This is a genomic window from Kutzneria sp. CA-103260 (assembly GCF_018263855.1).
Classification (GTDB): domain Bacteria; phylum Actinomycetota; class Actinomycetes; order Mycobacteriales; family Pseudonocardiaceae; genus Kutzneria.
The window spans coordinates 11034786-11060003 of sequence record NZ_CP073318.1 but is presented as its reverse complement, the minus strand read 5'-3'; the positions used below and the strand labels follow the sequence as shown (position 1 = coordinate 11060003).

Sequence of the window (25218 nt, the reverse complement as noted above, 5' to 3'; positions counted from 1 at the left end):
GCGCCAGTGTCAGGCGGCCGATCGGGTGGCGATCGGGCGACGGCGCAACGAGGTCTCGCTGATCGCCCGCGGCGTGTAGAAGGAGTCGCCGGCGTTGATCGCGGTGCCCGGCGCGACCACTTCGTCGATCCGGTCCAGCACGTCGTCGTCCAGCCGCACCGCGGCGCCGGCGACCAGGTCGTCCAACTGCTCGCGGGTGCGCGGGCCGATGATCGCCGAGGTGACGCCCGGGTGCGCGACGGCGAAGGCCATCGCCAGGTGGACCAGCGAGACACCGGCGTCGGCGGCGATCTTGACCAGCTGTTCGACCGCGGCCACCTTGGGCGCGTTGCCCGGCAGCGACGGGTCGAACTGGCTCGGCACCATCGCGGCCCGGCCCTTGGTCAGGTCGACGTCCTTGTGGTACTTGCCGGACAGCCAGCCCATGGCCAGCGGGCTCCACACCAGCACGCCCATGCCGTAGCGCTGGGTCGTGGGCAGCACCGCGGACTCGATGGCGCGGTTGAGGATCGAGTACGGCGGCTGCTCGGTGCGCAGCCGCTCGTAGCCGCGCTTCTCCGAGGCCCAGTGGGCCTCGACGATCTGCTCGGCCGGGAACGTCGAGGAGCCGAAGGCCCGGATCTTGCCGGCCCGCACCAGGTCGGTCAGCGCGGACAGGGTCTCCTCGATGTCGGTGTCCGGGTCCGGCCGGTGGGCCTGGTAGACGTCGATGTAGTCGGTGTCCAGCCGGCGCAGGCTGTCCTCGACCGCCCGCGTGATCCAGTGGCGCGAGTTGCCCCGCCGGTTGACGCCCTCGCCCATCGGGTTGTGGAACTTGGTGGCCAGCACGACGTCCTCGCGCCGGCTCTTGATCGCCTTGCCGACGATCCGCTCCGACTCGCCGGCCGAGTACACGTCGGCGGTGTCGATGAAGTTGATCCCGGCGTCCAGCGCGGCGTTGATGATGCCGGCCGCGTCGTCGTGGTCGGTGTTGGCCCAGTTGCCGAAGTTCATGGCGCCGAAGCAGTACGCACTGACCTTGATGCCAGTGCCACCCAGAACACGCATCTGCATCGCGTAAGTCCCCACTAAGGTTGGAGTTGCAACACCAATGTAGCCACTTTGACGGAATGCGCAACCGTGATGTCGCCAACTACCATGGTCACGTGACCCGATCGCTGCGCGCCGACTCCGAACGGACGGTGCGCGCCATCCTCGACGCCGCCAGGCGGGCGCTGGCGCGGGATCCGGCGGCCACGCTCCAGCAGATCGCCGACGAGGCCGGCGTCGCCCGCACCACCGTGCACCGGCGCTTCGCCAGCCGCGAGGCGCTGCTGGACGCCCTGATGCAGGACATGCTGGAGCAGATGGAAGCGGTCCTCGACGACAGCCGGCCGCAGACCGCGCCGCCACTGGTCGCGCTGCACGAGATGACCGCCGGCTACATCCGCGTCAAGGCCGCCTGGCGGTTCCACGACATCGGGCCCTCGGCCGCGCACGAGGACGTGATCGGTCGGCTCATGGCCAAGAACCGGGCGATGTTCCAGCGGCTGGCCGACTCCGGCACGATCGCGCCCGACACCGACCTGGACTGGGCCGTGCGGGTCTACTTCGCGCTGCTGCACGAGGCGATCGAGCGCCGGGCCGACACCGGCAACGAGCCGGACACGCTGGCCGCGCTGGTGACCCAGACTTTGGTCGGCGGACTGCGCGGCATGTGACCGCCGCCGTACAGTGCACCCAGGTCGGGGGACGAATTCTCGTCTAGGGGGCTCTACGTGCGGATCATCTCCGTTGTCGCCTGCGCGCTGTTAGCGGGCCTGGCTCTCCCGCCGGTGACGGCGTCGGCGGCGCCGGCATCCGGAACCGGCAACGGTTTCACGGCCGTCACGCCGAACCGGGTGCTCGACACCCGCGTCACCGGCGGTCCGGTGCAGTCCGACTCGACGCGGGTGCTGGACCTGTCCGGCAGCGTGCCGGCGGACGCCACCGCCGTGCTGCTGAACGTGACGGCCACCGACGTCACCGCCAACACCTTCGTCACGGCGTGGCCGGACGGAGGCCAGCGGCCGATCACCTCGAACCTCAACCTGGTGCCGGGCCGGGACATCCCCAACGCCGTCACCGTCGAACTGCGGGCCGGCCACAAGATCGATCTGTACAACCACTCCGGCTCCGTGGACCTCGTCGCCGACCTGGAGGGCTACTACTCGCCGTCGGCCAGCACCGGGCTGGCCGCGCAGAGCCCGGCGCGGGTGCTCGACACCCGCAACGGCATCGGCGTCGTCGGCGACAACGCGACGTACACGCTCGACCTTTCGGGCAGCGTGCCGGCCAACGCGACCGCCGTGGTGCTCAACCTGACCGGCACCAACGCTTCCACCAACACCTTCGTCACCGCCTGGCCGCACGGCGTGGCGCGGCCCAACTCCTCCAGCCTCAACCTGACTCCCGGCGTGGACACCCCCAACGGCGTCACGGTTCCGTTGGGCGCGGGCGGCAAGATCGACCTGTACAACGCGCACGGCTCCGTCGACCTGATCGCCGACCTCGCCGGCTACTACGCGCCCACCGCCCCGGCGACGTTCAGCACGATCTCGTCGTCCCGGGCGCTCGACACCCGGTCGTCGGTCCCCGTCGGCCCCGTCGCGACCACCGTCGACCTGTCCGGGCTGATCCCGCCGACCGCGACCGCCGTGGTGCTCAACCTGACCGGCACCGACGCCACCACCAACACCTTCGTCACCGTCGCCCCGCACGGCGCGTCGCGGCCCAACGCCTCCACCCTCAACCTCGTCGCCGGCCAGACCGTGTCCAACTCGGCCACCGTCGCCGTCAGCCCCGACGCCAAGATCGACCTCTACAACGCCCACGGCACAACGGATGTCATCGTGGACGTCTTCGCCTACTTCGCCCCGCCCTTCACCTGCGCCCAGGGCTGCGTGTACGGCTGGGGCAGCGGCTACCTGGGCACCCGGCGCAACACCACCAGTGCTGCCCCGACCCCCACTCCGGTCTTCGGCCTGGACAACATCGTGGCCACTGACAGCATCGCCGGCTTCGGCGGCACCTTTGCCCTGCGTAATGACGGCACTGTCTGGGCATGGGGCCCGAACCCGTATGGGGAACTCGGCAACAACGCCAGTTGCGCCGCGACGGCCAACTACCCTGGCAGCGACTGCTACTCGGACGTTCCGGTGCACGTGCTCGGCCTCGACCACGTCACCGCTCTCTCCACCGACGGATACTCCGGGTTCGCGCTGCGCGACGACGGCACTGTCTGGGAGATCGGCCCGTCGACCGCCCAGGTGCCCGGAATCTCCGGCGTCACCGCGATCGCCGGCAGCGGCATGACCGACTACGCGCTCAAGTCCGACGGCACTGTGTGGGCGTGGGGTTCCAACTCCAGCGGCGAACTGGGCATCGGCACCACGACCGCGGACGGCACCACCACTCCGGTGCAGGTGCACAATCTGACCGGCGTGACGGCGATCTCCGCCTATACCGGCGGCGAGGCGCTCCGCGGCGACGGGACGGTGTGGGTGTGGGGCCCGAACGCCAAGGTCTACAACACCGGCGACCAGCTCGCGGGAGATTCAGCTCTGCCGGTGCAGGTGGCCGGGCTCACCGGTGTCACCGCGCTGTCCGGTCAGCACGCGCTCAAGTCGGACGGCACGGTCTGGTCCTGGGGCACGAACAACAGCGGCGACGTCGGCAACGGCTCACACAGCACCGATCTCCAGCCGACGCCCGTGCAGACCACGGTCACCGGGACCGCCGCGCTGGCCCGGCACATCCCGGCCGTTGTGCTGGGCGACGGCACCGCCCGGATCTGGGGCGACAACCTGTTCGGACGGCTCGGCACCGGCCACACCGGAGGTGAGGCGGACTCGCCGATACCGCTCGCGGGCTTGACCGGCGTGACCGCGCTGTCCGGCAACTACGAGCAGGCGTACGCCCTGACCGCCCACTGACCCGTTCACCCCAGAGTCGCGAGGCCCCGCCGGTGCCTGGACTGTCGCCGGATTTCGATCGCCGCACCCCGACGCAACCCACCACCTGCGCCGACGCGGCGATCGAAGTCCGGCTAAGGAAGGCACCGGTCACGAGGGGCCGAGCCCCGCGCGGAACGCGCGGCAAAAAAACCTCAGCCCTGGGTGATGTACTGCTCCAGCTGGGCCTGCTCCTCCTGGAGCTTGCTGATCTGGCGCTTCACCACGTCGCCGATGCTGACGATGCCGACCAGCCGGCCGTTGTCCACCACCGGCACGTGCCGGATGCGGCGTTCGGTCATCAGCACCGACAGGGTCTCCACGGTGTCGTTGGACGTGCAGGTGAACACCGAGGTGGTCATGATCTCCGAGACCGGCCGGGCCAGCAGCTCCGCGCCGCGCTCGGCCAGCCGGCGCACCACGTCGCGTTCGGACACGATGCCGGTCACGCCCTCGGGCGTCAGCACGACCACCGCCCCGATATTGTGTTTGGCCAGCTCGGCGACCAGTTCGGTGATCGTGGTCCACGGTGGCACGGTGGCCACGCTCGACCCTTTGCTCCGCAGGACGTCCGCGATACGCATCGTGCTCGCCTCCGATCGGTGCAGGGGCAGCCTGAAATGCCCAGGCTAGTGGCACACGTCACAAATCGCGCGGGGCTGCCAGCCATGTTTCGATCAAGTGGGCGCCGATCGAGTCCTTGAAGCGGGGCAGGTGATGGGCCCTGACCTGCTCGGGAGTGAGCCAGACGGCCTCGGACAGCTCGTCGCCGTCGACATCGATGACATCGGACAGCGCCTGCGCCCGGAACGCCACCATCAGGCCGGCCGGGAACGGCCACGGCTGCGAGCCGACGTAGCGCACGTCGCCGACGGCCACGCCGGCCTCCTCGGCGACCTCCCGCCGCACCGCGTCCTCCAGGCTCTCGCCGAGGTCGACGAAGCCGGCCAGGGTGGAGAACCGGTCCGACCGGACGTGCCGGCCGAACAGCGCCCGGCCCTCGTGCTCGACGAGCACGATGACCGCCGGCTCGATCCGCGGGAACAGCTCCTTGCCGCAGCCGAGGCAGTCTCGGACGTTGCCGCCGTGCCGCGGCCGGGTGCCGCCGCCGCAGGCGCCGCAGAACTGCTGGTTGCGGTTCCAGTGCAGCAATGCCTTGGCGTACACCAAAGTGGCCGACTCCTGGGCGCTGATGTCACCGAACAGCGACCGCACGTCCACAGTGGATGCCGGTTCCTCGGCCAGCTCCACCGCGAACACGCCCTCGCCGTCCGCGACGCCCAGCAGCACCTCGTCGCCGACCGGTTCGCTGTCGGGGGCATAGCGGTCCCGCCAGAACGGCAGCAGCCGCGCGCCCGGGCTGGCCCGCAGCGAAGCGATCCAGTCCGGGTCGGAACGGCGGTCACTGGCGCGGTCGAGCCGCAGCCCGCTGTAGGGGATCACTCGTCCGATCGTATGGTCAGGGGCATGCAGCTGAGCACACGCGTGCAGACCATCGCGGAGATCCTCGTGAGCCGTCGTGGCCGGGTCTGTTTTCTCGACGTTCTGCTGGAGCTCGGCTGGGTGCACCAACGCAACGTCGACCGCTGGCAGCGCGGGGAGCTCGACCCGCTCGCCACGGCCATCTCCGTGGACGACGACAAGCTGCTGGAGGCGGTGGACGCCTTTCGGCGCTGGGGCGGCCAGCGGTTCGCGCTGAGGACCGACCCCCACCTGTCGGCCACCCGCGACCGCCGCCCGCTCCGCTTCACCGCCGATCGCGACAACCGGTGGGTCAACCTCTCCTTCACCAAGGTCGGCCTCGACCCGGCCACCATCGACAAGAAGGTGCCGGACCTCGTCGTGCTGGAGGCGCGCGAGGAGTTCGAGTGCGAGGAATGCGGCGACGGCGACAAGTGGCTGATGATGGACGCCGGCTCGGCGATCTGCATGAGCTGCGCCGACCTGGACCACCTGGTGTTCCTCAAGGCCGGCAACGCGACGCTGAGCCGCCGTGCCCGCAAGGAGAGCGGCCTCACCGCGATCGCGGTGCGGCCGGATCCGGGTCGCCGCGGCCGGACCTGGCGGCTGGGCATCCTGGTCGAGCCGGACGCCCTCGACCGGGCCGAGCAGCAGTGCTTCGACGACGAGGAGCTGCGGGCCCGCCGTCGGGTCAAGGACGCCGAGCGCCGGGCCCAGTGGGACGAGAACTTCGTGGGGCAGTTCACGACCGAGATCCGGTTGCTGTTCCCCAGGATTCCGGCCGAGCGGGCCGAGGCGATCGCCCGGCACACGGCGTTGCGGGGCAGCGGCCGGGTCGGGCGGTCGGCCGCCGGCCGGGCCCTGGACGAGCGGGCGGTCCGGCACGCCGTCGTCGCTTCCGTACGCCACGAGGACACCGACTACGACGCCCTGCTGATGAAGGGCGTGCCCCGTCAGGAGGCCCGGGACCAGATCTGGCAGCGCATCGACGAGATGCTCACAAGCTGGTCATGAAGGTCCTGGTCACCTCGTCGGCCGGGAAGAACGACTCGATGACCAGCTCGGCCACGGTCACGTCCAGCGGCGTGCCGAAGGTGGCGATGGTGCTGAAGAACGACAGTTCCACGTCGCAGCGCCGGATCCGCAGCGGCACCACCAGATTGTCGCCGGCCGGCATCAGCTCGATGTCCGGCCACGCGTCGGCGCACGGATAGTCCCGCAACTCCTCGTACAGCGCGGTCAGCTCCGGATCGGCGACCGATTCGAGCTGCCGCCGCAGCTGGCCGAGCACGTGCGACCGCCACTCCCCGTGGTTGATGATCTGCGGCGCCATGCCCTCCGGGTGCAGTGCCAGCCGCAGCACGTTCGTCGAGGGCCCGGTCAGGTGCTCGGCCGCGCCGGCGGTCAGGAACGACGCGCTGGAATTGGCGTCCAACAGGTTCCAGTGCCGGTCCACCACCACCGCCGGGTACGGGTCGTGCCCGGTCAGGATCTGCCGGACCGCCTCCCGCACCTGCGCCATCTCCGGCGAGTCCAGCGCCGTCCTGGTGTAGACCGGGGCGTAGCCGGCGGAGACCAGCAGCGTGTTCCGCTCCCGCAGCGGCACCTCCAGCCGGTCGGCCAGGTGCAGCACCATGTCCCGGCTCGGCGTGGACCGGCCGGTCTCCAGGAAGCTCAGGTGCCGGGTCGACACCTCGGCCTTGTTGGACAGCTCCAGCTGGCTCAGCCGGCGGTGCTCCCGCCACTGCCGCAGCAGCTCGCCGACCGGCCGCTGCCTGATCTCCGCCGTGGTCATGCCGCCGACGCTACCCACGCTTCGGCGGCTGCTCCATTACCTTGGACGTAAGGGTCACGCGTTCGCCCAGGTCACGCAGCCAGGCCTCGCCCTCGACCAGGCGCTTGAGCTCTGGACCGGGATCGACCACCTCGCTGAAGCCGCGCTCCCGGTACCAGGGCTCGTTCCAGGGAATGTGCCGGAACGTGGTGAGCGTGACCGCCCGGCCGGCGGCGCGTGCGAACACGGCCGCCAGCAGGGCGGTCCCCAGGCCTCGGCGCCCGTGATCCGGGTGCACGGCCAGTTGGTGCAGGTGCAGGCCGTCGTCGACGTCCCCCACGTATGCGAAGCCGACCGCCGGCCGGCCGACGACCAGCACGTCGTCCGGGTCCGCGACCTCGTCGATGTCCGAACTCGCCGGGAACACGATCCCGTACGCCCCGAACAGCCCGTCGGCGGCGTCCTCGACGGCCACGAGACCGGCCAGCTCGCCGGCCTCGGCCACCCGCACCTCGATCACTTAACCCTCCACTTGGGACTCCACGATGTCGGCCGCCCGCTGAACCCCGCCACTGGCCAGGATTTCCCGCCGGATGGCGTCGAGGTTGGCCGCGATCTTCTCGTCCGTGCTGACGTGGTGCAGCGCGGCCCGCAGCCGTTCCACGGTGACCTCGTCACGGGGAATGTGCTGCCCCAGGCCGAGTTCCTCGATCCGCGGCCCGGTGAGCAGCTGGTCGACCGCCTGCGGAACGGCGATCAGCGGCACCCCCTGGGCGAGTGCCTCCATCACGCCGCCCATGCCGGCGTGGGTGATGAAGGCGTTGGCCCGCGTGAGAATCGACGCCTGCGGCACCCACCGGCTGACCGTGAAGTTGCTCGGCACGGGCCCGAGATCGGCCGGGTCGACGAAGTTCCCGATCGCCAGCTCCACGTGCCAGCCGTTGTCCGCGTACGCGGTCAGGCAGTCGCGGAAGAAGTCCGGCCGGTCCGTGTAGGAGGAGCCGAGGGAGATCAGCAGCACCGGTCGGTCGTCCGGCGCCGTCCATGGCTCCGGCGTGCCCATCGGCCCGACGAACGTGAAGGTGCCGTCGATGGTCGGGGCGTCGAACTGGAACGAACGCGGCATCGCCACCAGGCACGGCCTCGGCGTCAACAGCGCGTCCGGAATCCCGTTCTCGGCAACGAACTTCGGGAAGTCGTCGGCGTCGCTGCCGGGGATCGCGATGTAACTGGCCGACAGCTGCACCACCGGGACGCCCCACCGGTCGGCCAGCACCGTCCCCTGGAACGCGCCGATGTCGCAGACGATCACGTCCGGCCGGTCGTTGTCGTACAGCGCCTCGATCTGCGGCGTGGCCGACCGGAACTCGTCGACGAACATCCGCGTGCCGGCTTCGCCGTCCTCGGGCATGCGCTCCGGGAACGTCGTGGTGTAGAGCGAGGGCGTCGCGCCGGCCGCGGCGACGTGGTCCGCGAACTTCTCGGTGATCGCGTAGCTGACCCGGTGTCCACGGGCGACCAGCTCGGTCACCAGGGGCAGTCCGGGGTTGAGATGGCCGTGCTCGGGCACGGCCATGAACACGATGTGCATGGCAGAACTCCTGCTGAGTCGAACGAGTGGGTACGCGAGATCCACTCGGGACTTAGAAGTACAGGGGCAGGTGTCCGAAGCACATGCTCGTGAAGCTAGCAGTGACAGCGATCAAGGCGCGAACGGTTTTTCAGCCGACCCAGTCCGGCAACGGCTCGCGGGCCGCCAGCCAGTCCGCCGGCACGTCGGCGACCACCGAGACGATGCCGCCGACGATCGCACTGGTGGTGTCGATGTCGCCGCCGACCTCGACGCAGGTCAGCACGGCCTGGCGATAGTCGCCCAGCTGGGTGGCGGCGGCCCAGATCGTGAACGGCACGGTGTCCTGGGCCAGCACCCGCGAGCCGTTGCCGAGCTCGAAGGCGACCTCGGCGGCCGACCGGCCCAGCAGCTCCCGGGCCCGCTCCACCCGACGGCGAACCTCGCTGTCCGGCAACCGGTCCAGCACGAACGCGAACAGCCCGTCGGCGGTCGGCGGCTGGGCTGCGAGCCGGCAGCCGCCGGTGTAGGCGGCGGCCAGCGCGACGGCGATCCCGCCGGCGACGCCCTCCGGGTGCAGGTGCGTCACCTGGCAGGCCCGCGTGGCCTGTTCGACCACCCGGTCCGGGTCGTCCGCGAAGAACGCACCGAGCGGCGCGATGCGCATCGCGCCGCCGTTGCCGCAGGAGCCGGTGCCACCGAAGGCGGCGCCGGCCGCGGTCTGCCACGGCACGCCGTCGCGGATCCGGTGCAGGATCACCACCGCGCCGGGGCCGTAGCCCCGGTACGGCTCGCACCGGTCCGCGAACAGGCCCGCCAGCTCGTCCTGGTCGATCTCGCCGCGATCCCGCAGTGCGGTGACCACCGAGCAGGCCATCTCGGTGTCGTCCGTCCACTCCCAGGGCCCCGCCGGAATGCGCGGCAGGGCGTTGCCGGGAACGAAGTACTGCGCGCCGAGGGCGTCCCCGACCGACAGGCCGGCCAGGGCGTCACGGGCGAGGTCGAGCCGCGTCATCCCCCGCTGCGACGGTTGGAGTACTGGCGCTGATGGCCGGTGCTCGCCGTCTTGATGTGCGGGTTGTAGGACACGCCGTTGGTCTTGGCGACGCCCTTGCCCTTGTTGCGGCGTTCCGCGCGGTTGGGGCGGACGGTGGGCTCCTCGCCCACGGCGTTCGACTCGGCGGCCTGATCGGCCGGGTTCTGGTCGGCATGCTGCTCGGGCATAGCTGTCCTCCTGAGGGTTCGTCACGTACCTGGGGATGAAGTCGCACGAAGGCGCGCTCAGAGGATCATGCCGACGACGGTACCAGCCAAAACCGCTCCCGGCACCTGCTTTTTATCCGGCCAGGAACTCCTCGAAGGTGCGCCCGCCGACCGCGTGCTCCGGGGCCAGGTGGTGGCCCTCCCGGTAGCCGCGGGCCACCGCGCCCGGGATCGGCACCGACCACAGCGGCCGGCGCTTGCCCGTCAGCATCAGATAGGTGCTGGCCAGCTGCCGCACGTCCAGCACCTGCGGGCCGCCCATGTCCGCCACCCGGCCCGCCGGCGCTCCCAGCGCCAGCCGCGCCAGCCGGTCGGCCACGTCGCCGGTGTCGATCGGCTGGAACCGGAAACCCGCGGGCAGCGGCATCACCGGCAGCCGCGCCGCCAGGCCCAGGATCTGGGCCACCAGCTCGTGGAACTGGGTGGTGCGCAGGATCGTCCACGGCAGCCCCGACTCGACGATCTCCCGCTCCACCGCCAGCTTCGCCCGGTAGTAGGGCATCGGCACCCGCTCGATGCCCACGATCGAGATGTGGACCAGGTGCGGGCCGCCGGCCCGTTTCGCCGCCTCGATCAGGTTCCGGGTCGCCGGGATGTCCCCGCGCCCGTTGGTCGTCGCGCAGTGCACGATCGCCCTGGCGCCGGCGATGGCCTGGTCGATGTTCGTGCCCTTGCGCAGATCCACCGACACGGTGGTGTTGCGCCGGCTGATCGACTGCACCTCGCAGCCCCGCTCGGCCAGCCGCTCCACCACCACCTGGCCCAGCCGCCCGGTCCCGCCGGTGACCACGATCTTGGCCCTCATGACAGCAACCCCCTGACGCCCGCTCCCCTCATGACAGCAGCCGCGTGACGAGCAGGTCGACCCGGGCTTCGTGTTGCCCGTCGGAGAGGCGGCCGGCACGAGTCAGGGTGGCCAGGCCGTGCAGGGCGGCCCAGGCGACCTCGGTGAAGGTGCCGATCTCGGCCGGGTCGTCGACCAGCGCCTCGAAGGTCCGCACGAGCTGGTCGAAGCCGTCGAGCAGGGCCGGCGGGGAGTCGGGCTGGGCGAACCGCAGGCCGACGTCGAGGGTGAACATCGCGTCGTAGAGGACGGGGTTGGCCTCGGCGAAGCCCAGGTAGGCGTCGACGACGGCACGGAGCAGGCCCTGCGGCTCGACCTCCTGGCGGCGCGCCGCGGCCATGGCGGCCGCCAGTTCGGCGAAGCCCTGCTCGGCGACGGCCGCGACGATGGCGTCCTTGTTGGCGAAGTGGCTGTACAGCACCGGCTGGCTGTACTCGATCCGCTGGGACAGGCGGCGCGTGGTCACCGCGTCCCAGCCCTCGGCCTCGGCCAGCTCGCGAGCCGTCCGGAGGATCAGGTCATGGCGCTCCGCGCGTTCCCGCTCGCGCCGCTGCTGCACGGTCACACCCGAAATCCTAGCACCGCTAGCTTTTCAAGCGCGGCTATGTCTAGCATTGCTACAAGACCTAGCAGCGCTAGATTCCCGAGGGGTGGCAGCAGATGTACACAGCGACAGTGATCCTGGCGGCGGTGCTCGGCGTGGCGGTGATCGCGATGGGGGCCGTCTACCTGATCGGACCCGCCGCCAACGCCAAGGGCTTCGGCCTGCCGGAGTGGCCGGAGGGCGCCCTCGCGGCGTGGTTGAACATCAAGGGCATCCGGGATCTGGCCATGGGCGTGGCCGTCCTGGTCATGCTGGCCGCGGCCGGCCCGCACGCCCTGGGGTGGTATCTGCTCGTCGCCGCCGTCGTGCCCATCGGCGACGCCGTCATCGTGCTCCGCAACGGCGGCTCGAAGGTGCTGGCCTGGGCCATGCACGGCGGCACGGCGGCCGTTGTCGTCGCGGTGGCCGCCGTGCTGCTGCTAGCCGGGTGACGGCTACTTGTTCGTCGAGTACGAGTGGGCGCCCGCGCCGGCGAGCTTGCCGCCGTCGACGATCAGGTACTCGTCGCGGATCGCCTCGCCGGCGAACCAGTTCTCCAGGATCTCCCGGGTCCCGGCGGCGTAGCGGGCCTGGGCCGACAGGGTGGAGCCGGAGATGTGCGGGGTCATGCCGTGGTGCGGCATGGTCCGCCACGGGTGGTCGGCCGGGGCCGGCTGCGGGAACCAGACGTCGCCGGCGTAGCCGGCCAACTGCCCGCTCTCCAGGGCCCGCACCACGGCGTCCCGGTCGGCGATCTTGCCGCGGGCGGTGTTGATCAGGTACGCCCCGCGCTTCATGCTGCCGATGAGCTTGTCGCCGAACAGGCCCTCGGTCTCCGGGTGCAGCGGGGCGTTGATCGTCACGACGTCGCAGAACGGGACCATGTCGGCGGCGCTCTCGTGGAAGGTGAGCCCGAGTTCCTCCTCCACCTCCTGGGGCAGCCGGTGCCGGTCGGTGTAGTGCAGGTGCACGTCGAACGGCTTGAGCCGGCGCAGCACCGCGGCGCCGATGCGGCCGGCGGCGACGGTGCCGACGTGCATGCCCTCGACGTCGTAGGCCCGAGCCACGCAGTCGGCGATGTTCCAGCCGCCGTCCAGCACCACCTGGTGCGAGGGCAAGTAGTTGCGCACCAACGACAGGATCATCATCACCACGTGCTCGGCGACGCTGATGCTGTTGCTGTAGGTGACCTCGGCGACGGTGACGCCGTGCTCGATGGCGGCGTCCAGGTCCACGTGGTCGGAGCCGATGCCGGCGGTCACCGCGAGCTTCAGCTTCGGGGCGCGGGCGATGCGCTCGGCGGTCAGGTAGGCCGGCCAGAACGGTTGGGAGATCACGATGTCCGCGTCGGCCAGCTCCCGGTCGAACTCGGAGCCCTCCCGGTCCTTGTCGGACGTGACGACCAGCGTGTGCCCCTGGCTCTCCAGGAACTCCCGCAGCCCCAGCGCGCCGGACACGCTGCCCAGCAGCTGGCCGGGCGTGAAGCCGAGTCCCTTGGGCGTCGGCAGCGTCTGCCCGCCGGGATAGCCGGGCACCGTCGGCAGGTCGTCCCGGGCGTAGGAGGTCGGGTACCCGGTGGTCGGGTCGTCGTACAGCACGCACAGCACCTTTGCCATGGCTGACCTCGATTTTCGACGTCGCGAGTAGATGCCTCCGACCATGCTCGCGTCCGCCGGGAGCCGTCAAAGCGTTCTTCGCTATCCCGGGATAGCCGGCTCCTATCGCAGGCTGCGTCCATCACAAGTGGCGAGCCAGCACCCGGTCCAGCTCGCCGCGCACGTCCACGTCACGGGCGATGTCCACCAGCGCCCGGGCCAGCATCGGCTCCGGGTCGTGCCCGGCCATCACCAGGCCGATCCGGGGCGAGCGCGGCGGATCGTCCAGCCGGACGACGCGCATCCCTTGCGGCACACCGAACATGTGCAGCCACGCGTGCGAGATCACGCTGGACCACTGGCGCGAGGCCACATGCGCGTAGAGCGCCGACACCGTGTCGGTCTCGATCGCCGGCACCACGCTCGCGCCGACCGCGGCGAACGTCTCGTCCAGGATCCGCCGGTTGCGCATCTGCCGCGACAGCAGGCACAGCGGCACCGTCGCCGCCTCGGCCCAGCGCAGGCTCTCCCGGTCCGCGAACTCGCCGTCGCTCGGCGTCAGCAGCAGATACCGTTCCTGGTAAAGGGGAACCACCTGCCGGTCGGGCTCGTCACCATCCACATAGGTCATCGCGATGTCCAGTTCGAACTCCGCCAGCCGGCGGGTGATCTCCCTGGAGGGCAACGACTCCAGCGTGATCCGCGCGTGCGGGTGCCGCTGGCAGAACGGCGTCGTCAGCAGCGGCGCCACCGTCAGCGCGGTCGGGATCGCGCCGATGCGCAGCACCCCGGACAGGCTGCCGCGCATGGTCGACAGGTCCTGGCGCAGCGCGTCGCACTCGGCCAGGATCCGGTTGGCCCACAGCAGCACCCGCTCCCCCTCCGGGGTCAGGCCCTCGTACCGCTGGCCCCGCTGCACGATGGGCACGTCCAGCTCATGCTCCAGCTTGCGGATCGCCGCCGACAGCGACGGCTGCGACACATGGCACGCCGCCGCGGCCCGGGCGAAATGCCGCTCCCGGGCCAGCGCGACCAGGTATTCCAACTGACGCAACAGCACGGCACAGCATGCCCCGAATCGGGCAGCTGGTGCTACTCCAACGGAGTAGCGTCGGCGGCATGGAATACCTCCGGTTGGGCAAGAGCGGGCTGTCGATCTCCAAGGTCGTGCTGGGCTGCATGAGCTTCGGCGACCCGGCCCGCGGCACCCATCAGTGGTCCTTCGGCATCGACGAGTCCCGGCCGTACTTCAAGCAGGCCATCGAGTCCGGTGTCACCACCTTCGACACCGCCAACGTCTACAGCCTGGGGGCCAGCGAGGAGATCACCGGCCAGCTGCTGCGGGAGTTCGCGAAACGGGACGAGGTGGTCATCGCCACCAAGGTGCGCGGCATGATGGGCCCCGGCCCCAAGGGCGTGGGCCTGTCCCGGGCGGCGATCCTCACCCAGGTGGACGAGAGCCTGCGCCGCCTCGGCACCGACTACATCGACCTGTACCAGATCCACCGGTTCGACGCGGACGTGCCGATCGAGGAGACCATGGAGGCGCTGCACGACGTGGTGAAGGCCGGCAAGGCCCGCTACCTCGGCGCGTCCTCGATGTGGACCTGGCAGTTCGCCCAGATGCAGCACGCGGCCGACCTCAACGGCTGGACCCGGTTCGTGTCCATGCAGAACCAGTACAACCTGCTCCAGCGCGAGGAGGAGCGGGAGATGCTGCCGTACTGCCTGGACCAGGGCGTCGGCGTGATCCCGTGGAGCCCGCTGGCCCGCGGCCGGCTGACCCGGCCGGCCGGTGTCGAGGGCACCGCCCGCGCCGAGACCGACGCGTTCACCAAGCTCCTGTACGACCACACCGCCGAGGCCGACCGGGGCATCATCGACGCGGTCGGGGCCATCGCCGAGGAACGCGGCGTGAGCCGGGCGCAGGTGGCGCTGGCGTGGTTGATGCGCCGGCCGGCGGTGACCGCGCCGATCGTCGGCACGACCAAGCCGCACCACCTCACCGACGCCGTCGCCGCGGTGGAGCTCAAGCTCAGCGACGAGGAGGTCACCCGGCTGGCGGAGCCCTACCTGGCCCGCCCGGTCACCGCGTTCTGAGCCGTCCCCGCTGGACTGTGCCCGCTGGGATTGGCCAGGCCATCCGGCCGGAGTTCCCAGCGGGCCGTCGGCGGCGGGCCGATACTGGACGCATGTCGGAGTACAGCCGCGATTCGCGGTACATCACCACCCGGATCACCGCCGACGGCCGGGACGGCTACCCGGTCGAACCTGGCCGCTACCGACTCGTGGTGGCGCGGGCCTGCCCGTGGGCCAACCGGATGATCATCGTGCGCCGGCTGCTCGGCCTGGAGGACGTGCTGTCCATGGGCATCTGCGGGCCGACGCACGACGAGCGCAGCTGGACGTTCGACCTCGACCCGGACGGCCGGGACCCGGTGCTGGGCATCGAACGCTTGCAGGAGGCCTACTTCAAGCGGTTCCCCGGCTACGAGCGGGGCATCACCGTGCCGGCCATCGTGGAGATCGCCACCGGCCAGGTCGTCACCAACGACTTCGCGCAGATGACCATCGACCTGTCCCTGGAATGGACCGCCCACCACCGCGAGGGCGCGCCACAGCTGTATCCGGCGGCGCTGCGGGCCGAGATCGACGAGGTCAACGACTTCGTGTACCGGGACGTCAACAACGGCGTGTACCGGGCCGGGTTCAGCAGCGACCAGGACTCGTACGAGAAGGCGTACCGGCGGCTGTTCGACCGGCTCGACTGGCTCAGCGACCGGCTCGCCGGGCAGCGCTACCTGGTCGGCGACACCATCACCGAGGCCGATGTCCGGCTGTTCACCACGCTGGCCCGGTTCGATTCCGTGTACCACAACCACTTCAAGTGCAACCGGAGCAAGCTGTCGGAGATGCCGGTGCTGTGGGCTTATGCCCGGGACCTGTTCCAGACGCCTGGATTCGGCGACACCACCGACTTCGTGCAGATCAAGCGGCACTACTACGAGGTGCACCGCACGATCAACCCCACCGGCGTCGTGCCGGCCGGGCCCGACCTGCGGAACTGGCTGACGCCGCACGGGCGGGAAACCCTGGGTGGCCGCCCGTTCGGCGACGGCACCCCGCCCGGGCCGCCGTCGGCCGCCGAGACCGTGCCGGCGGCCAACGGTCCGGTCGCCGCTTGATCAGCTGACCGCCGCACGCAGGCAGTTCAGCGGATCGGCCGCGTGGTACGGCCGTTCCGACGGCTCGATGCCGGCCAGGAACGTGTCGTAGATCGCGGCGCCCCGCAACGCGCCGAGCGGGCGCTTGAGCTCAAGCGCCCGCTCCGGCTCGCAACCAGGAATCTCCTTGCGCCACAGGCTGATCCAGCGCTCTTGCAGCTCCGGTACGTCGCGCACGTCCAGCGCCGGGTGGCCGATCACGCTGTCCGGCCAGTCGAGGATCACCCGGCGCACGCCGTCGGATCGAACGTTGCCCGGGTGGAAGTCCCCGTGCACCAGGCTGTCCGGGATGCCGCAGTCCGCCAACTCCGCGAACCGCTCCGGCAGTCCGCCCACCAGCTTCGCCAGCCTCTGCCGCTCATCGGCCGTCAGCTGATCGGCGTACGCGTCGGCCGTCGCGGAAGCCCTTTCGGTGAAGGGGTTTCCACGCCAGTCCGGCACGCCCAGCGCCAGCAGCTCGTCGACGTGCCCGGCGGCCAGTGACTGGATCTCGAACAGATCCGCCACCATCTCGACGACCTCCGCCGGCTCCGCGTCGTAGCGATCCGTACCAGGCACATCGGCCAGGAGCATTCTCGACCCGTCCGCCTTGAGCACCCCAGGCACCAGATCCGGCAGCCGTTTTCCCAGCCACTCCAACACGATCGCCTCGTGCCGCAGGAACGGCGGCGCTTCCTTCAACCACGCCCCGTTCAGCTTCCACACCGAGGACAGGTTCCAGGTCCGTTGCTGCACACCGGTTTTCACCCCCGCCCACCGCAATGACGCTGCCGGGCCACCGGGTTGCGCCCACGTCATCCGCAGCGGATGCGGCGTCAGCCAACTCCGCTCGAACGGCCCCAGTTCCAGCGGCGGGCCGTCGTACTCGGCCAGATACGTGACTCCCCCACCGTGCGGCGCCGCCTTTTCCGCCGCCACCAGGCGAAGCACCACCACGTCGATGCCTAATTCCCTGCGCGCCCCCTGCACCACCGGCGCGACTTCCTGCCACCACTGCGTTTCCACATCGAACGGCCGCGTCGTGCCCAGCGGCTCCCCGTCCGGCTTCACCAACGCCAGCGTGACTGTGCGGCTCATGGCCCGATTTTCACATCCGGCGACAACCGATTATCCGGCTCATGGCCTGGCTACCGCTCAGCCACCGACAACGGGCGCGGTTTCGAAGTCGGGGAGCACCAGCGCCGTGTAGGCGGGCCGGTCCTCGTCGGCGGGCATGGTGGTGAGACCGCGCAGCGCTTCGTTGCGCTGGGCCAGGGCTTCGGCGGTGGCGGGCCAGTAGGTGGAGCCGCCCTCGTCGACCAGGTCCTGGTTCAGCCGCACGAATTCCCGCGTGTCGCGTTCGTAGGCGTCGAACGCACTGGTGTGGTCGGGGTTGGTGGCGAGCGCGCCGGCCAGCATGTAGGCGCCGACGAGGGCAATGCTCGTGCCCTGCCCGGAGATGAACGACGGGGCGTAGGCCGCGTCGCCGACGAGGGCGACCCGGCCGACCGACCACCGGGGCAGGTGGATCTGGCTGACCACGTCGAAGAACAGGTCGTCGGCCGTGCGCATGGCGGCGACCAGGCGCGGGACTTCCCACTGGTCGTCGGGGAACATCGAGGCGACCAGGTCGCGCTGCGCGGCGGGATCGCGGAAGGCGTCAAACGGCGGCTCCGGGCGGGTGAAGTTCAGGAAGCCGTGCACCCGATCGTTGTCCCCGACGCCGTAGAGGACGGCGGCCCGGCCCGGGGCGTTCCAGATGAGCCCCTCGTGGGAGATGCCGAGGTCGTTGGGCACGCTGAAGCCGGCGAAGCAGTAGCCGAGGTAGCGGTGAAACTGCTCTTCTGGGCCGAGGACGAGGTGACGGACCCCGGAGTGCAGGCCGTCGGCGCCGAGGACGAGGTCGAAGGTGCGGCGAGTCCCGCTGTGGAAGGTGACGTCGACACGGTCCTCGTGCTGGTCAAGGGCGGCGATGGAGTCGTTGAAGACGAACTCGACGTCGTCGCGGACGGTGTCGTAGATGGCCGCGGTGAGGTCGCCGCGGCGAATCTCCAGGTCGCGGCCGTTCACGCCGTGCACAACGGCCTCGGGCCGCAGCGAGGCGATCCGGCTGCCGTCGGTGTCGAGGAAGGTGAACGCGCGGGTGTCGACGTGGGCGGCCTGGAGCTCGGGCAGGATGCCCATGCGCTCGACCACGCCGAGCGCCGTGCCCCGGATGTCGATGGGGTAGCCGCCGCTACGGACCGCGTCGGCCTTCTCCACCACCGTGACCTCGAAGCCGTGGCGGTGCAGCCAGTAGGCCAGCGCCGGGCCGGCGACGCTGGCCCCGGAGATCAGGATCTTGCCCCTCATGACCACTCCTAGATAGCTAAGTTAGGTACACTTTTCGCACGTAGCGGCGACCTCTCGCCGCGGCGTGCCCTACCGCAACTATATACCTAACTTAGGTATCTAACGAGGGTGTGATGGACGACACTGCCGATGGCTGCCCGCTCGACCTGGCGGCGCTGCTGCCCCGCCTGACCCAGCTCGGCGCCCTCGCCAACCGCAGCCACATGATGGAACGCATCATGGAGCAGGCCGGGATCGCCCTCGACCGGCCGGCCATGACCGTCCTGATCACCGTCGAGACCGCCGGTCATCCCCTGCGCGTCGGCGAGATCGCCAAACGCATGCAGGTCGTCGGCCCCCACGTCACCCGCGTCCTGCACGACCTCGAACGCCGCGACCTCGCCCGCCGCGTCCCCGACCCCGACGACCGCCGGGCCCAGCTCATCGAGCTCACCCCCACCGGCTCCGCCACCGCCCGCCGCTACCTGCACACCGTCCTCGGCTGGATCACCGAGGCCATGGCCGACTGGCCCGCCCCGGACCGCCAGACCTTCAGCCGCCTCCTCACCCGCTTCCTCGACGACCTCGCGGCCCGCCTGTCCGCCATCGAGTGACCCCATGCCGAAGGGGCGCCGGCGGAATCCCGCCGACGCCCCTTCACACGAATCCTCAGCTGCCGCCTTCGATCCAATAGCTCTGCAGCCTGGCTACGGCCTCGGTCTTGCTCATCGCGGCCACTTCAGACTCGCCGAGCCCGACCTTTGAGATCAGCAAGTACACAAGGTCCGCCGGCAAGGCCACCTTCGACGGCGCGGGGGCACCACGATCGGGTTTGATGCCGTCGTGGACGCACGACCAGAACGTGGGCTCGTCGACGTCCAACTGATCCCGGAGAACGTGCTTCCAGATGCTTGGCCCGTAGTCGGTGCGGTCCACCGGATGTGAGATGCGGGTACGAAGAATTCTGCCGTCGAGCAGGTCGAGCTCATAGGTGGCGTGGTGCGTTCCAGTTCGCCCTCGGGCGTCCCGCACTCGTCGCCACTCCTCCACCACACAGAACGTCTCGTGATCCTTGCGGGTCGCCGGCGGCCAGGACGTCACCGGGCGGCGCCGACGAGCCAGTCGCGCAACTGCTGGTCATCGCTGAAGCTGATCAACTGCACCAGTCCCCAGTTGTCACGGTGGTTCGGCGCGTCGAGCAGGCGCTCCTGCCAGTCCTCGGCGTACTCCCTCAGCGCGTCGACCATCTCCATGATCGCCTCGTCGAACGACGATCCGTCGACGGCGACCGGCAATCCCGGGATGAACACCGACCACCCTCCGGCCTCGGACACAACCTCGGCCCTCGACGGAATGATCGACGCAAGGAAGTGGCGCATCCGGTCGACGTCGACAAGAGCCGCCGTCGCCGAGTCCCTCCGGATCGTGGCGACCCGTCCCCGCTCCGCGGCGTCCAGCAGGTCCTTCAGATGCGCACGCGCCTCGGTATAGCTGTCGTAGTGAGCAGCGGACATGTCAGCCTCCCCGGTCCCCACCAGCATCTCTCGCCAGCAGGAAGTACGTCAAGTACGTCACGTACTTAGGGATGCCGCCAGCGGCTCCCTCGGCCCGCGACGGACCGAGGGAGCCGTGCCGATCGATCAGCTGCAGCCGGAGGTGCTGCCGCAGCCCTCGCAGACGTAGCAGGAGCCGGCAGGACGCATCTTGGTGCCGCAGGTCATGCAGAGCGGGGCGTCGGCGGCCTTGCCGAGGGTGAGCTCGATCAGCTCGGTGGAGCTGTGGGCCTCACCGGCGGGCTTGGCCGACTTCTCCACGGACTTCTCGGCCGAGGGGGCCTCGACGCCGACCTGCAGGGCCTCCAGGTCGACCTGGCCGTAGTCGGCGGCGACCTGGGCGGTGCGCTCGTCGGCGGTGAAGATGCCCAGCTCGGACCGCTTCTCGTACGGGAGGTAGTCCAGGGCGAGGCGGCGGAACAGGTAGTCGACGACGCTGGTGGCGATGCGCACGTCGGGGTCGTCGGTCATGCCGTTGGGCTCGAAGCGCTGGTTCTGGAACTTGGAGACGTAGAACTCCAGCGGGATGCCGTACTGCAGGCCCACCGAGATGGACATGGAGAAGGCGTCCATCACGCCGGCCAGGGTGGAGCCCTGCTTGCCGAGCTTGATGAAGATCTCGCCCAGGCCGTCGTCGGGGTAGGAGCCGGCGTGCAGGTAGCCCTCGGCCCCGCCGACGGTGAACGACACGGTCTGCGACGGGCGCTTCTTGGGCAGGCGCTTGCGCACCGGCCGGTACTCGACGATGGTCTCCGCGGTCTTGGCCTCGGCCGTCGAGGTGTTGCCCTTGCCGGCGGACAGCGGCTGGCCGACCTTGCAGTTGTCGCGGTAGATGGCCAGCGCCTTGAGACCCAGCTTCCAGCCCTGGAAGTAGATCTCCTGCACGTCCTCGACGGTCGCCGACTCCGGCATGTTGACGGTCTTGGAGATGGCGCCGGAGATGAACGGCTGCACGGCGGCCATCATCCGGACGTGGCCCATGGGCGCGATGGAACGCTCGCCCATGGCGCAGTCGAACACCTCGTAGTGCTCGGGCCGCAGGCCGGGAGCGTCGATGACGTGGCCGTGCTCGGAGATGAACTCGACGGTGGCCTCGATCTGCTCCTGCTGGTAGCCCAGGGCCTTCAAGGCACGCGGCACAGTCTGGTTGACGATCTGCATGGAGCCGCCGCCGACCAGCTTCTTGAACTTGACCAGGGCCAGGTCGGGCTCGATACCGGTGGTGTCGCAGTCCATCATCAGGCCGATGGTGCCGGTGGGCGCGAGCACGCTGGCCTGCGCGTTGCGCCAGCCGTTGCGGGCGCCGACCTCAAGGCCCTTCTGCCACTCGGTGGTGGCCAGCTTCTGCACGGCCGCGTCGTTCGAGTGGTACGTGCGGATGAGGTCGTTGGCGGCGGCGTGCTTGCGCATGACCCGCTGGTGGGCCTCGGCGTTCTGCTTGTAGCCCTCGTACGCGCCGACGACGCCGGCCAGCTCGGCGGAGCGCCGGTAGGCGGTGCCGGTCATCAGCGAGGTGATGGCCGCGGCCAGCGCCCGACCGCCGTCGGAGTCGTAGGCGTGGCCGGTGGCCATCAGCAGCGCGCCCAGGTTGGCGTAGCCGATGCCCAGCTGGCGGAACTTGCGCGTGGTGTCGGCGATCGGCTCGGTCGGGAAGTCCGCGAAGCAGATGGAGATGTCCATCGCGGTGATGACCAGCTCGACGGCCTGGGCGAAGCGCGGCGCGTCGAAGGTGCCGTCCTCGCGCAGGAACTTCATCAGGTTCAGCGACGCCAGGTTGCAGCTGGAGTTGTCCAGGTGCATGTACTCGCTGCACGGGTTGGACGCGGTGATGCGGCCCGACTCGGGGCAGGTGTGCCAGTCGTTGATGGTGCCGTCGTACTGGATGCCCGGGTCGGCGCAGGCCCACGCGGCCTGGGAGAGCTTGCCCCACAACGACTTCGCGTCGATGGTCTCGATGACCTCGCCGGTCTGCCGGGCTCGCAGCCCGAACTGGCCGCCGGCCTCGACGGCGTGCATGAACTCGTCGGAGACGCGCACCGAGTTGTTGGCGTTCTGGTACTGCACGGACACGATGTCCTTGCCGCCCAGGTCCATGTCGAACCCGGCGTCACGCAGCGCGCGGACCTTGTCCTCCTCGCGCATCTTGGTCTCGATGAACTCCTCGACGTCCGGGTGGTCGACGTCGAGCACGACCATCTTGGCCGCCCGGCGGGTGGCGCCGCCGGACTTGATGGTGCCGGCCGACGCGTCGGCGCCGCGCATGAACGAGACCGGGCCGGAGGCGGTGCCGCCGGAGGACAGCAGCTCCTTGGAGGACCGGATGCGGGACAGGTTCAGGCCGGCGCCGGAGCCGCCCTTGAAGATCAGGCCCTCTTCCCGGTACCAGTTGAGGATCGACTCCATGGTGTCGTCCACGGCCAGGATGAAGCAGGCGCTGACCTGCTGCGGCGAGGCGGTGCCGACGTTGAACCACACCGGCGAGTTGAAGCTGAACACCTGGTGCAGCAGCATCCAGGTCAGCTCGTGCTCGAAGATCTCGGCGGCCTTGTCGTCGGCGAAGTAGCGGTGCTCGACGCCGGCCTTGACGTAGGTCTGCACGACCCGGTCGATCAGCGTGCGCAGGCTGCGCTCCCGGACGTCGGTGCCGACCGCGCCGCGGAAGTACTTGCTGGTCACGATGTTGGTCGCGTTGACCGACCAGAAGTCGGGGAACTCAACGCCGCGCTGCTCGAAGTTGACCGAGCCGTCGCGCCAGTTCGTCATGACGACGTCGCGGTGCTCCCAGGTCACCTCGTCGTAGGGATGGACGCCCTCGGTCGTGTAGACCCGCTGCACGTTCAACCCTGTCCTGCCGACGGCCTTCGTCATGACCGTGCCCTCTCGTTCCGTTTTCTTGCGCGTCAACATGGCCGCCCCGAGCACGGGACGGCGAAACCTGCGTCTGGTCATCTATTCGGCGGCTGGCTCCTGACCAGCTGGCATCTGCCCAGTTGGTATCTGCTCCGCGCGTTTCAGCTCAGCGATCTCCTTCTCGAAGTCCTCGACCGAGGAGAACGAGCGGTAGACGCTGGCGAAGCGCAGGTAGGCGACTCCGTCCAGGTCACGCAGCGGGCCCAGGATGGCCAGCCCGACCTCGTGACTGGGGATCTCGGCGCAGCCGGTGGAGCGGATCGACTCCTCGACCCGCTGCGCGAGTTGCTGCAGGGCGTCCTCGTCGACGGGTCGCCCCTGGCAGGCGCGTCGGACGCCGGTGACGACCTTGTCCCGGCTGAACGGCTCGGTGACCCCGGACCGCTTGACCACGGCCAGCACCGCCTCCTCGACGGTGGTGAACCGACGGCTGCACTGGGAGCACGAGCGGCGCCGGCGGATCGCCTGGCCCTCCTCGACCTCCCGCGAGTCCACCACCCGGGAGTCCGGATGCCGACAGAACGGGCATCGCACGGCGCCAACCCCCTCCCCGACGTGCAGCGGTCGCAGTAGTCCACAGGTTGAGGGCGGTTACCCACAACTTGTGGACGGCTACGGCGCTGCTACCCACTAGATGTAGGGGTAGAAGGTATGCCTCGCGAGGCTAGGAAGCAAACCGCGACACGCCGTCCGACCGGGTCATGAGAGAGATAGTGCGCCGAATGTCACTCAGGCACTCGGGTGAAACAACGATCGGGTGATGTGCTAGGCGGGGACCTGGAGCGGCTGGCCCGCGTGCAGGGTGCGGTCGGCCAGGCGGTTGAGCGTGACGATGCGGTCCACGACGTCGTCGACCGGGCTGTTCGGGGCGATCCGGTGGGCCAACTCGGGCAGCGTCTCGCCGGTCTGGGCCTGCACGGTCGCCACCCCCGAGGGCACCGGCTGGGAGCCGACCGAGGACAGGCCGTTCACCGCGGCCAGGCCGAGGCAGGCCACGAAGGTGAGCACGCCGACCAGGGCGAGCTGGAGGCCGCCGGACAGACGCTCGGGAGCACAGGCGGCGGAGGCCGCGACACCGGGAGCGGTGACCGGACGGGGGCGGCCGGGAGGGCGGCGAAAGTCGCCCGCGCCGGTGCGCAGCACCCGGGTGCGGCGGGTGCCGGGCCTGATCAGGAGCTCCTGGGTCGCCATTTCGCCTCCCATGATCGAACAGGCGTTCTATCGAACGTCCGTGCGAAGATGTACCACACCGAGCCCACCGGGTCGAGACTTGGACGGCGTGTCCTTCGAACAGGTGTTTGATCGAATCGGCCCGGCGGGCTACCGTTGGAAACTGAAGATCACTGGGCATGGGGCGCCGCCAGGGAGGTCGGCGTCGAGGAGGAGGGCAGCGTGATGGCACGCAAGGGCGCCGAGAGCGACGTAGGAGGTCCCGTGGCCGAGGTCGAGGTGATCGACGAGGCGGAGGACTCGCCGTCACAGGACCCGCGGCTGACCCCGCGTCAGCGCAAGGTGTTGCGCGTCATCCAGGAGTCGGTGGAGCGGCGCGGCTACCCGCCGAGCATCCGCGAGATCGGCGACGCCGTCGGCCTGACCTCGACCTCGTCGGTGTCGCACCAGCTGAAGATGCTCCAGCGCAAGGGCTACCTGCACCGCGACGCCAACCGGCCGCGTGCGGTCGGCATGCTCACCGGCGAGGGGGCCGCCGTCACCGGCGCCGCCGCCGCGCCCGGGGTGCAGCCGGTCTACGTGCCGCTGGTCGGCCGGATCGCCGCCGGTGGGCCGATCCTGGCCGAGCAGTCGTTCGAGGACGTGTTCCCGCTGCCGAAGGAGATCGTCGGCGAGGGCTCGCTGTTCCTGCTCAAGGTGGTCGGCGACTCGATGGTCGACGCCGCCATCACCGACGGCGACTTCGTGGCGGTGCGCCAGCAGCCGACCGCGGAGAACGGCGACGTGGTGGCCGCGATGATCGACGGCGAGGCCACCGTGAAGACGTTCAAGCGGCGCGAGGACCACGTCTGGCTGATGCCGCACAACGAGGCGTACCAGCCGATCCTCGGTGACGAGGCCGAGATCCTGGGCAAGGTGGTCGCGGTGCTCCGGCGCCTCTGATCTCCGCCGACATGTGGAAGGGGCCCTTCCTGACGTTCAACGTCAGGA

General features: G+C 70.0%; 27 protein-coding genes. 8 read left to right on the top strand and 19 right to left on the bottom strand.

Going from position 1 to position 25218, the window contains the following annotated elements; genetic code table 11:
• Positions 1-9 precede the first annotated feature (9 nt).
• Positions 10-1053: an aldo/keto reductase gene (locus JJ691_RS49725; RefSeq protein ID WP_211766327.1), complete on the bottom strand. Its 1044-nt coding sequence runs from the start codon at positions 1051-1053 to the stop codon at positions 10-12.
• Between the two features lie 92 nt (positions 1054-1145).
• On the opposite strand from JJ691_RS49725, the gene JJ691_RS49720 reads away from it, so the two are divergent.
• Positions 1146-1700, top strand: coding sequence for a TetR/AcrR family transcriptional regulator (locus tag JJ691_RS49720; RefSeq protein ID WP_211766326.1), 555 nt, complete (start codon positions 1146-1148; stop codon positions 1698-1700).
• A 57-nt stretch (positions 1701-1757) separates the two neighbouring features.
• Positions 1758-3953 (top strand): hypothetical protein, encoded by a 2196-nt coding sequence (locus JJ691_RS49715; RefSeq protein WP_211766325.1) that lies wholly within the window; start codon positions 1758-1760, stop codon positions 3951-3953.
• Positions 3954-4126: 173 nt separating this feature from the next.
• Here the strand turns inward: JJ691_RS49715 and JJ691_RS49710 are convergent, their stop codons facing one another.
• Entirely contained in the window at positions 4127-4555 is a 429-nt protein-coding gene (locus JJ691_RS49710; RefSeq protein WP_211766324.1) for a CBS domain-containing protein, read from the bottom strand.
• Between the two features lie 58 nt (positions 4556-4613).
• A complete protein-coding gene (nudC, locus tag JJ691_RS49705; RefSeq protein WP_211766323.1) occupies positions 4614-5414 on the bottom strand; it encodes an NAD(+) diphosphatase in 801 nt (266 codons plus the stop codon).
• Positions 5415-5438: 24 nt separating this feature from the next.
• Between nudC and JJ691_RS49700 the strand changes: the two genes are divergently transcribed.
• Complete coding sequence (locus JJ691_RS49700; RefSeq protein WP_211766322.1) at positions 5439-6446, top strand: DUF2293 domain-containing protein; 1008 nt, start codon at positions 5439-5441, stop codon at positions 6444-6446.
• On the opposite strand, the gene JJ691_RS49695 is transcribed toward JJ691_RS49700, so the two are convergent.
• The 7 genes from JJ691_RS49695 to JJ691_RS49665 form a co-directional block, all read right to left on the bottom strand.
• The gene (locus JJ691_RS49695; protein ID WP_211766321.1) at positions 6430-7227 is read right to left on the bottom strand and encodes a helix-turn-helix domain-containing protein; all 798 of its coding nucleotides are present in this window, start codon (positions 7225-7227) and stop codon (positions 6430-6432) included. The genes JJ691_RS49700 and JJ691_RS49695 overlap by 17 nt on opposite strands.
• A gap of 10 nt (positions 7228-7237) precedes the next feature.
• The gene (locus tag JJ691_RS49690) at positions 7238-7726 is read right to left on the bottom strand and encodes a GNAT family N-acetyltransferase (RefSeq protein WP_211766320.1); all 489 of its coding nucleotides are present in this window, start codon (positions 7724-7726) and stop codon (positions 7238-7240) included.
• Positions 7727-8797: a nucleotide disphospho-sugar-binding domain-containing protein gene (locus JJ691_RS49685; RefSeq protein ID WP_211766319.1), complete on the bottom strand. Its 1071-nt coding sequence runs from the start codon at positions 8795-8797 to the stop codon at positions 7727-7729.
• Between the two features lie 130 nt (positions 8798-8927).
• Complete coding sequence (locus JJ691_RS49680) at positions 8928-9791, bottom strand: ADP-ribosylglycohydrolase family protein (protein ID WP_211766318.1); 864 nt, start codon at positions 9789-9791, stop codon at positions 8928-8930.
• Positions 9788-10000, bottom strand: a complete 213-nt coding sequence (locus JJ691_RS49675; RefSeq protein ID WP_211766317.1) for a hypothetical protein — start codon at positions 9998-10000, stop codon at positions 9788-9790. Before JJ691_RS49675 ends, JJ691_RS49680 begins: the two co-directional genes overlap by 4 nt.
• A gap of 112 nt (positions 10001-10112) precedes the next feature.
• On the bottom strand, positions 10113-10844 hold the full coding sequence (locus tag JJ691_RS49670) for an SDR family oxidoreductase (protein ID WP_211766316.1): 732 nt from the start codon (positions 10842-10844) through the stop codon (positions 10113-10115).
• Between the two features lie 28 nt (positions 10845-10872).
• The gene (locus tag JJ691_RS49665; RefSeq protein ID WP_211766315.1) at positions 10873-11448 is read right to left on the bottom strand and encodes a TetR/AcrR family transcriptional regulator; all 576 of its coding nucleotides are present in this window, start codon (positions 11446-11448) and stop codon (positions 10873-10875) included.
• A gap of 95 nt (positions 11449-11543) precedes the next feature.
• On the opposite strand from JJ691_RS49665, the gene JJ691_RS49660 reads away from it, so the two are divergent.
• Entirely contained in the window at positions 11544-11918 is a 375-nt protein-coding gene (locus JJ691_RS49660) for a DUF4267 domain-containing protein (protein WP_211766314.1), read from the top strand.
• Positions 11919-11921: 3 nt separating this feature from the next.
• Here the strand turns inward: JJ691_RS49660 and JJ691_RS49655 are convergent, their stop codons facing one another.
• Both JJ691_RS49655 and JJ691_RS49650 read right to left on the bottom strand, forming a co-directional pair.
• The gene (locus JJ691_RS49655) at positions 11922-13082 is read right to left on the bottom strand and encodes an NAD-dependent formate dehydrogenase (RefSeq protein WP_211766313.1); all 1161 of its coding nucleotides are present in this window, start codon (positions 13080-13082) and stop codon (positions 11922-11924) included.
• A gap of 121 nt (positions 13083-13203) precedes the next feature.
• Complete coding sequence (locus tag JJ691_RS49650; RefSeq protein ID WP_211766312.1) at positions 13204-14121, bottom strand: LysR family transcriptional regulator; 918 nt, start codon at positions 14119-14121, stop codon at positions 13204-13206.
• A 59-nt stretch (positions 14122-14180) separates the two neighbouring features.
• Between JJ691_RS49650 and JJ691_RS49645 the strand changes: the two genes are divergently transcribed.
• Together JJ691_RS49645 and JJ691_RS49640 are read left to right on the top strand one after the other, a co-directional pair.
• Positions 14181-15161, top strand: coding sequence for an aldo/keto reductase (locus JJ691_RS49645; RefSeq protein WP_211766311.1), 981 nt, complete (start codon positions 14181-14183; stop codon positions 15159-15161).
• A gap of 92 nt (positions 15162-15253) precedes the next feature.
• Positions 15254-16246 (top strand): glutathione S-transferase family protein, encoded by a 993-nt coding sequence (locus tag JJ691_RS49640; protein WP_211766310.1) that lies wholly within the window; start codon positions 15254-15256, stop codon positions 16244-16246.
• Here JJ691_RS49640 and JJ691_RS49635 read toward each other — a convergent pair whose 3' ends face one another.
• Positions 16247-17362, bottom strand: coding sequence for an aminoglycoside phosphotransferase family protein (locus JJ691_RS49635; protein ID WP_211766309.1), 1116 nt, complete (start codon positions 17360-17362; stop codon positions 16247-16249).
• Positions 17363-17419: 57 nt separating this feature from the next.
• The gene (locus tag JJ691_RS49630; protein ID WP_211766308.1) at positions 17420-18616 is read right to left on the bottom strand and encodes an FAD-dependent monooxygenase; all 1197 of its coding nucleotides are present in this window, start codon (positions 18614-18616) and stop codon (positions 17420-17422) included.
• Between the two features lie 113 nt (positions 18617-18729).
• On the opposite strand from JJ691_RS49630, the gene JJ691_RS49625 reads away from it, so the two are divergent.
• Complete coding sequence (locus JJ691_RS49625) at positions 18730-19209, top strand: MarR family winged helix-turn-helix transcriptional regulator (RefSeq protein WP_211766307.1); 480 nt, start codon at positions 18730-18732, stop codon at positions 19207-19209.
• Positions 19210-19264: 55 nt separating this feature from the next.
• On the opposite strand, the gene JJ691_RS49620 is transcribed toward JJ691_RS49625, so the two are convergent.
• The 5 genes from JJ691_RS49620 to JJ691_RS49600 all read right to left on the bottom strand — a co-directional run bounded on the left by JJ691_RS49620 (position 19265) and on the right by JJ691_RS49600 (position 24249).
• Entirely contained in the window at positions 19265-19627 is a 363-nt protein-coding gene (locus JJ691_RS49620) for a cytotoxic translational repressor of toxin-antitoxin stability system (protein WP_249227540.1), read from the bottom strand.
• Between the two features lie 65 nt (positions 19628-19692).
• Complete coding sequence (locus JJ691_RS49615; RefSeq protein ID WP_249227539.1) at positions 19693-20136, bottom strand: prevent-host-death protein; 444 nt, start codon at positions 20134-20136, stop codon at positions 19693-19695.
• A gap of 99 nt (positions 20137-20235) precedes the next feature.
• Positions 20236-23016, bottom strand: coding sequence for a vitamin B12-dependent ribonucleotide reductase (locus tag JJ691_RS49610; RefSeq protein ID WP_249227538.1), 2781 nt, complete (start codon positions 23014-23016; stop codon positions 20236-20238).
• Between the two features lie 81 nt (positions 23017-23097).
• A complete protein-coding gene (nrdR, locus tag JJ691_RS49605; RefSeq protein WP_211766305.1) occupies positions 23098-23592 on the bottom strand; it encodes a transcriptional regulator NrdR in 495 nt (164 codons plus the stop codon).
• 231 nt (positions 23593-23823) lie between these two features.
• The gene (locus tag JJ691_RS49600) at positions 23824-24249 is read right to left on the bottom strand and encodes a hypothetical protein (RefSeq protein WP_211766304.1); all 426 of its coding nucleotides are present in this window, start codon (positions 24247-24249) and stop codon (positions 23824-23826) included.
• A gap of 204 nt (positions 24250-24453) precedes the next feature.
• On the opposite strand from JJ691_RS49600, the gene lexA reads away from it, so the two are divergent.
• Complete coding sequence (gene lexA, locus JJ691_RS49595) at positions 24454-25170, top strand: transcriptional repressor LexA (protein WP_211772233.1); 717 nt, start codon at positions 24454-24456, stop codon at positions 25168-25170.
• Positions 25171-25218: the final 48 nt, after the last annotated feature.

Bases quoted from the DNA above. Each gene is read 5' to 3' on its own strand.
- JJ691_RS49670 (WP_211766316.1), bottom strand. From the start codon at position 10,844: ATGAGGGCCAAGATCGTGGTCACCGGCGGGACCGGGCGGCTGGGCCAG.
- JJ691_RS49600 (WP_211766304.1), bottom strand. From the start codon at position 24,249: ATGGCGACCCAGGAGCTCCTGATCAGGCCCGGCACCCGCCGCACCCGG.
- JJ691_RS49695 (WP_211766321.1), bottom strand. From the start codon at position 7,227: ATGACCACGGCGGAGATCAGGCAGCGGCCGGTCGGCGAGCTGCTGCGG.
- JJ691_RS49710 (WP_211766324.1), bottom strand. From the start codon at position 4,555: ATGCGTATCGCGGACGTCCTGCGGAGCAAAGGGTCGAGCGTGGCCACC.
- lexA (WP_211772233.1), top strand. From the start codon at position 24,454: ATGGCACGCAAGGGCGCCGAGAGCGACGTAGGAGGTCCCGTGGCCGAG.
- JJ691_RS49725 (WP_211766327.1), bottom strand. From the start codon at position 1,053: ATGCAGATGCGTGTTCTGGGTGGCACTGGCATCAAGGTCAGTGCGTAC.
- JJ691_RS49640 (WP_211766310.1), top strand. From the start codon at position 15,254: ATGTCGGAGTACAGCCGCGATTCGCGGTACATCACCACCCGGATCACC.
- JJ691_RS49680 (WP_211766318.1), bottom strand. From the start codon at position 9,791: ATGACGCGGCTCGACCTCGCCCGTGACGCCCTGGCCGGCCTGTCGGTC.
- JJ691_RS49655 (WP_211766313.1), bottom strand. From the start codon at position 13,082: ATGGCAAAGGTGCTGTGCGTGCTGTACGACGACCCGACCACCGGGTAC.
- JJ691_RS49675 (WP_211766317.1), bottom strand. From the start codon at position 10,000: ATGCCCGAGCAGCATGCCGACCAGAACCCGGCCGATCAGGCCGCCGAG.
- JJ691_RS49610 (WP_249227538.1), bottom strand. From the start codon at position 23,016: ATGACGAAGGCCGTCGGCAGGACAGGGTTGAACGTGCAGCGGGTCTAC.
- JJ691_RS49635 (WP_211766309.1), bottom strand. From the start codon at position 17,362: ATGAGCCGCACAGTCACGCTGGCGTTGGTGAAGCCGGACGGGGAGCCG.
- JJ691_RS49660 (WP_211766314.1), top strand. From the start codon at position 11,544: ATGTACACAGCGACAGTGATCCTGGCGGCGGTGCTCGGCGTGGCGGTG.
- JJ691_RS49625 (WP_211766307.1), top strand. From the start codon at position 18,730: ATGGACGACACTGCCGATGGCTGCCCGCTCGACCTGGCGGCGCTGCTG.
- JJ691_RS49615 (WP_249227539.1), bottom strand. From the start codon at position 20,136: ATGCTGGTGGGGACCGGGGAGGCTGACATGTCCGCTGCTCACTACGAC.
- JJ691_RS49645 (WP_211766311.1), top strand. From the start codon at position 14,181: ATGGAATACCTCCGGTTGGGCAAGAGCGGGCTGTCGATCTCCAAGGTC.
- JJ691_RS49630 (WP_211766308.1), bottom strand. From the start codon at position 18,616: ATGAGGGGCAAGATCCTGATCTCCGGGGCCAGCGTCGCCGGCCCGGCG.
- JJ691_RS49685 (WP_211766319.1), bottom strand. From the start codon at position 8,797: ATGCACATCGTGTTCATGGCCGTGCCCGAGCACGGCCATCTCAACCCC.
- JJ691_RS49700 (WP_211766322.1), top strand. From the start codon at position 5,439: ATGCAGCTGAGCACACGCGTGCAGACCATCGCGGAGATCCTCGTGAGC.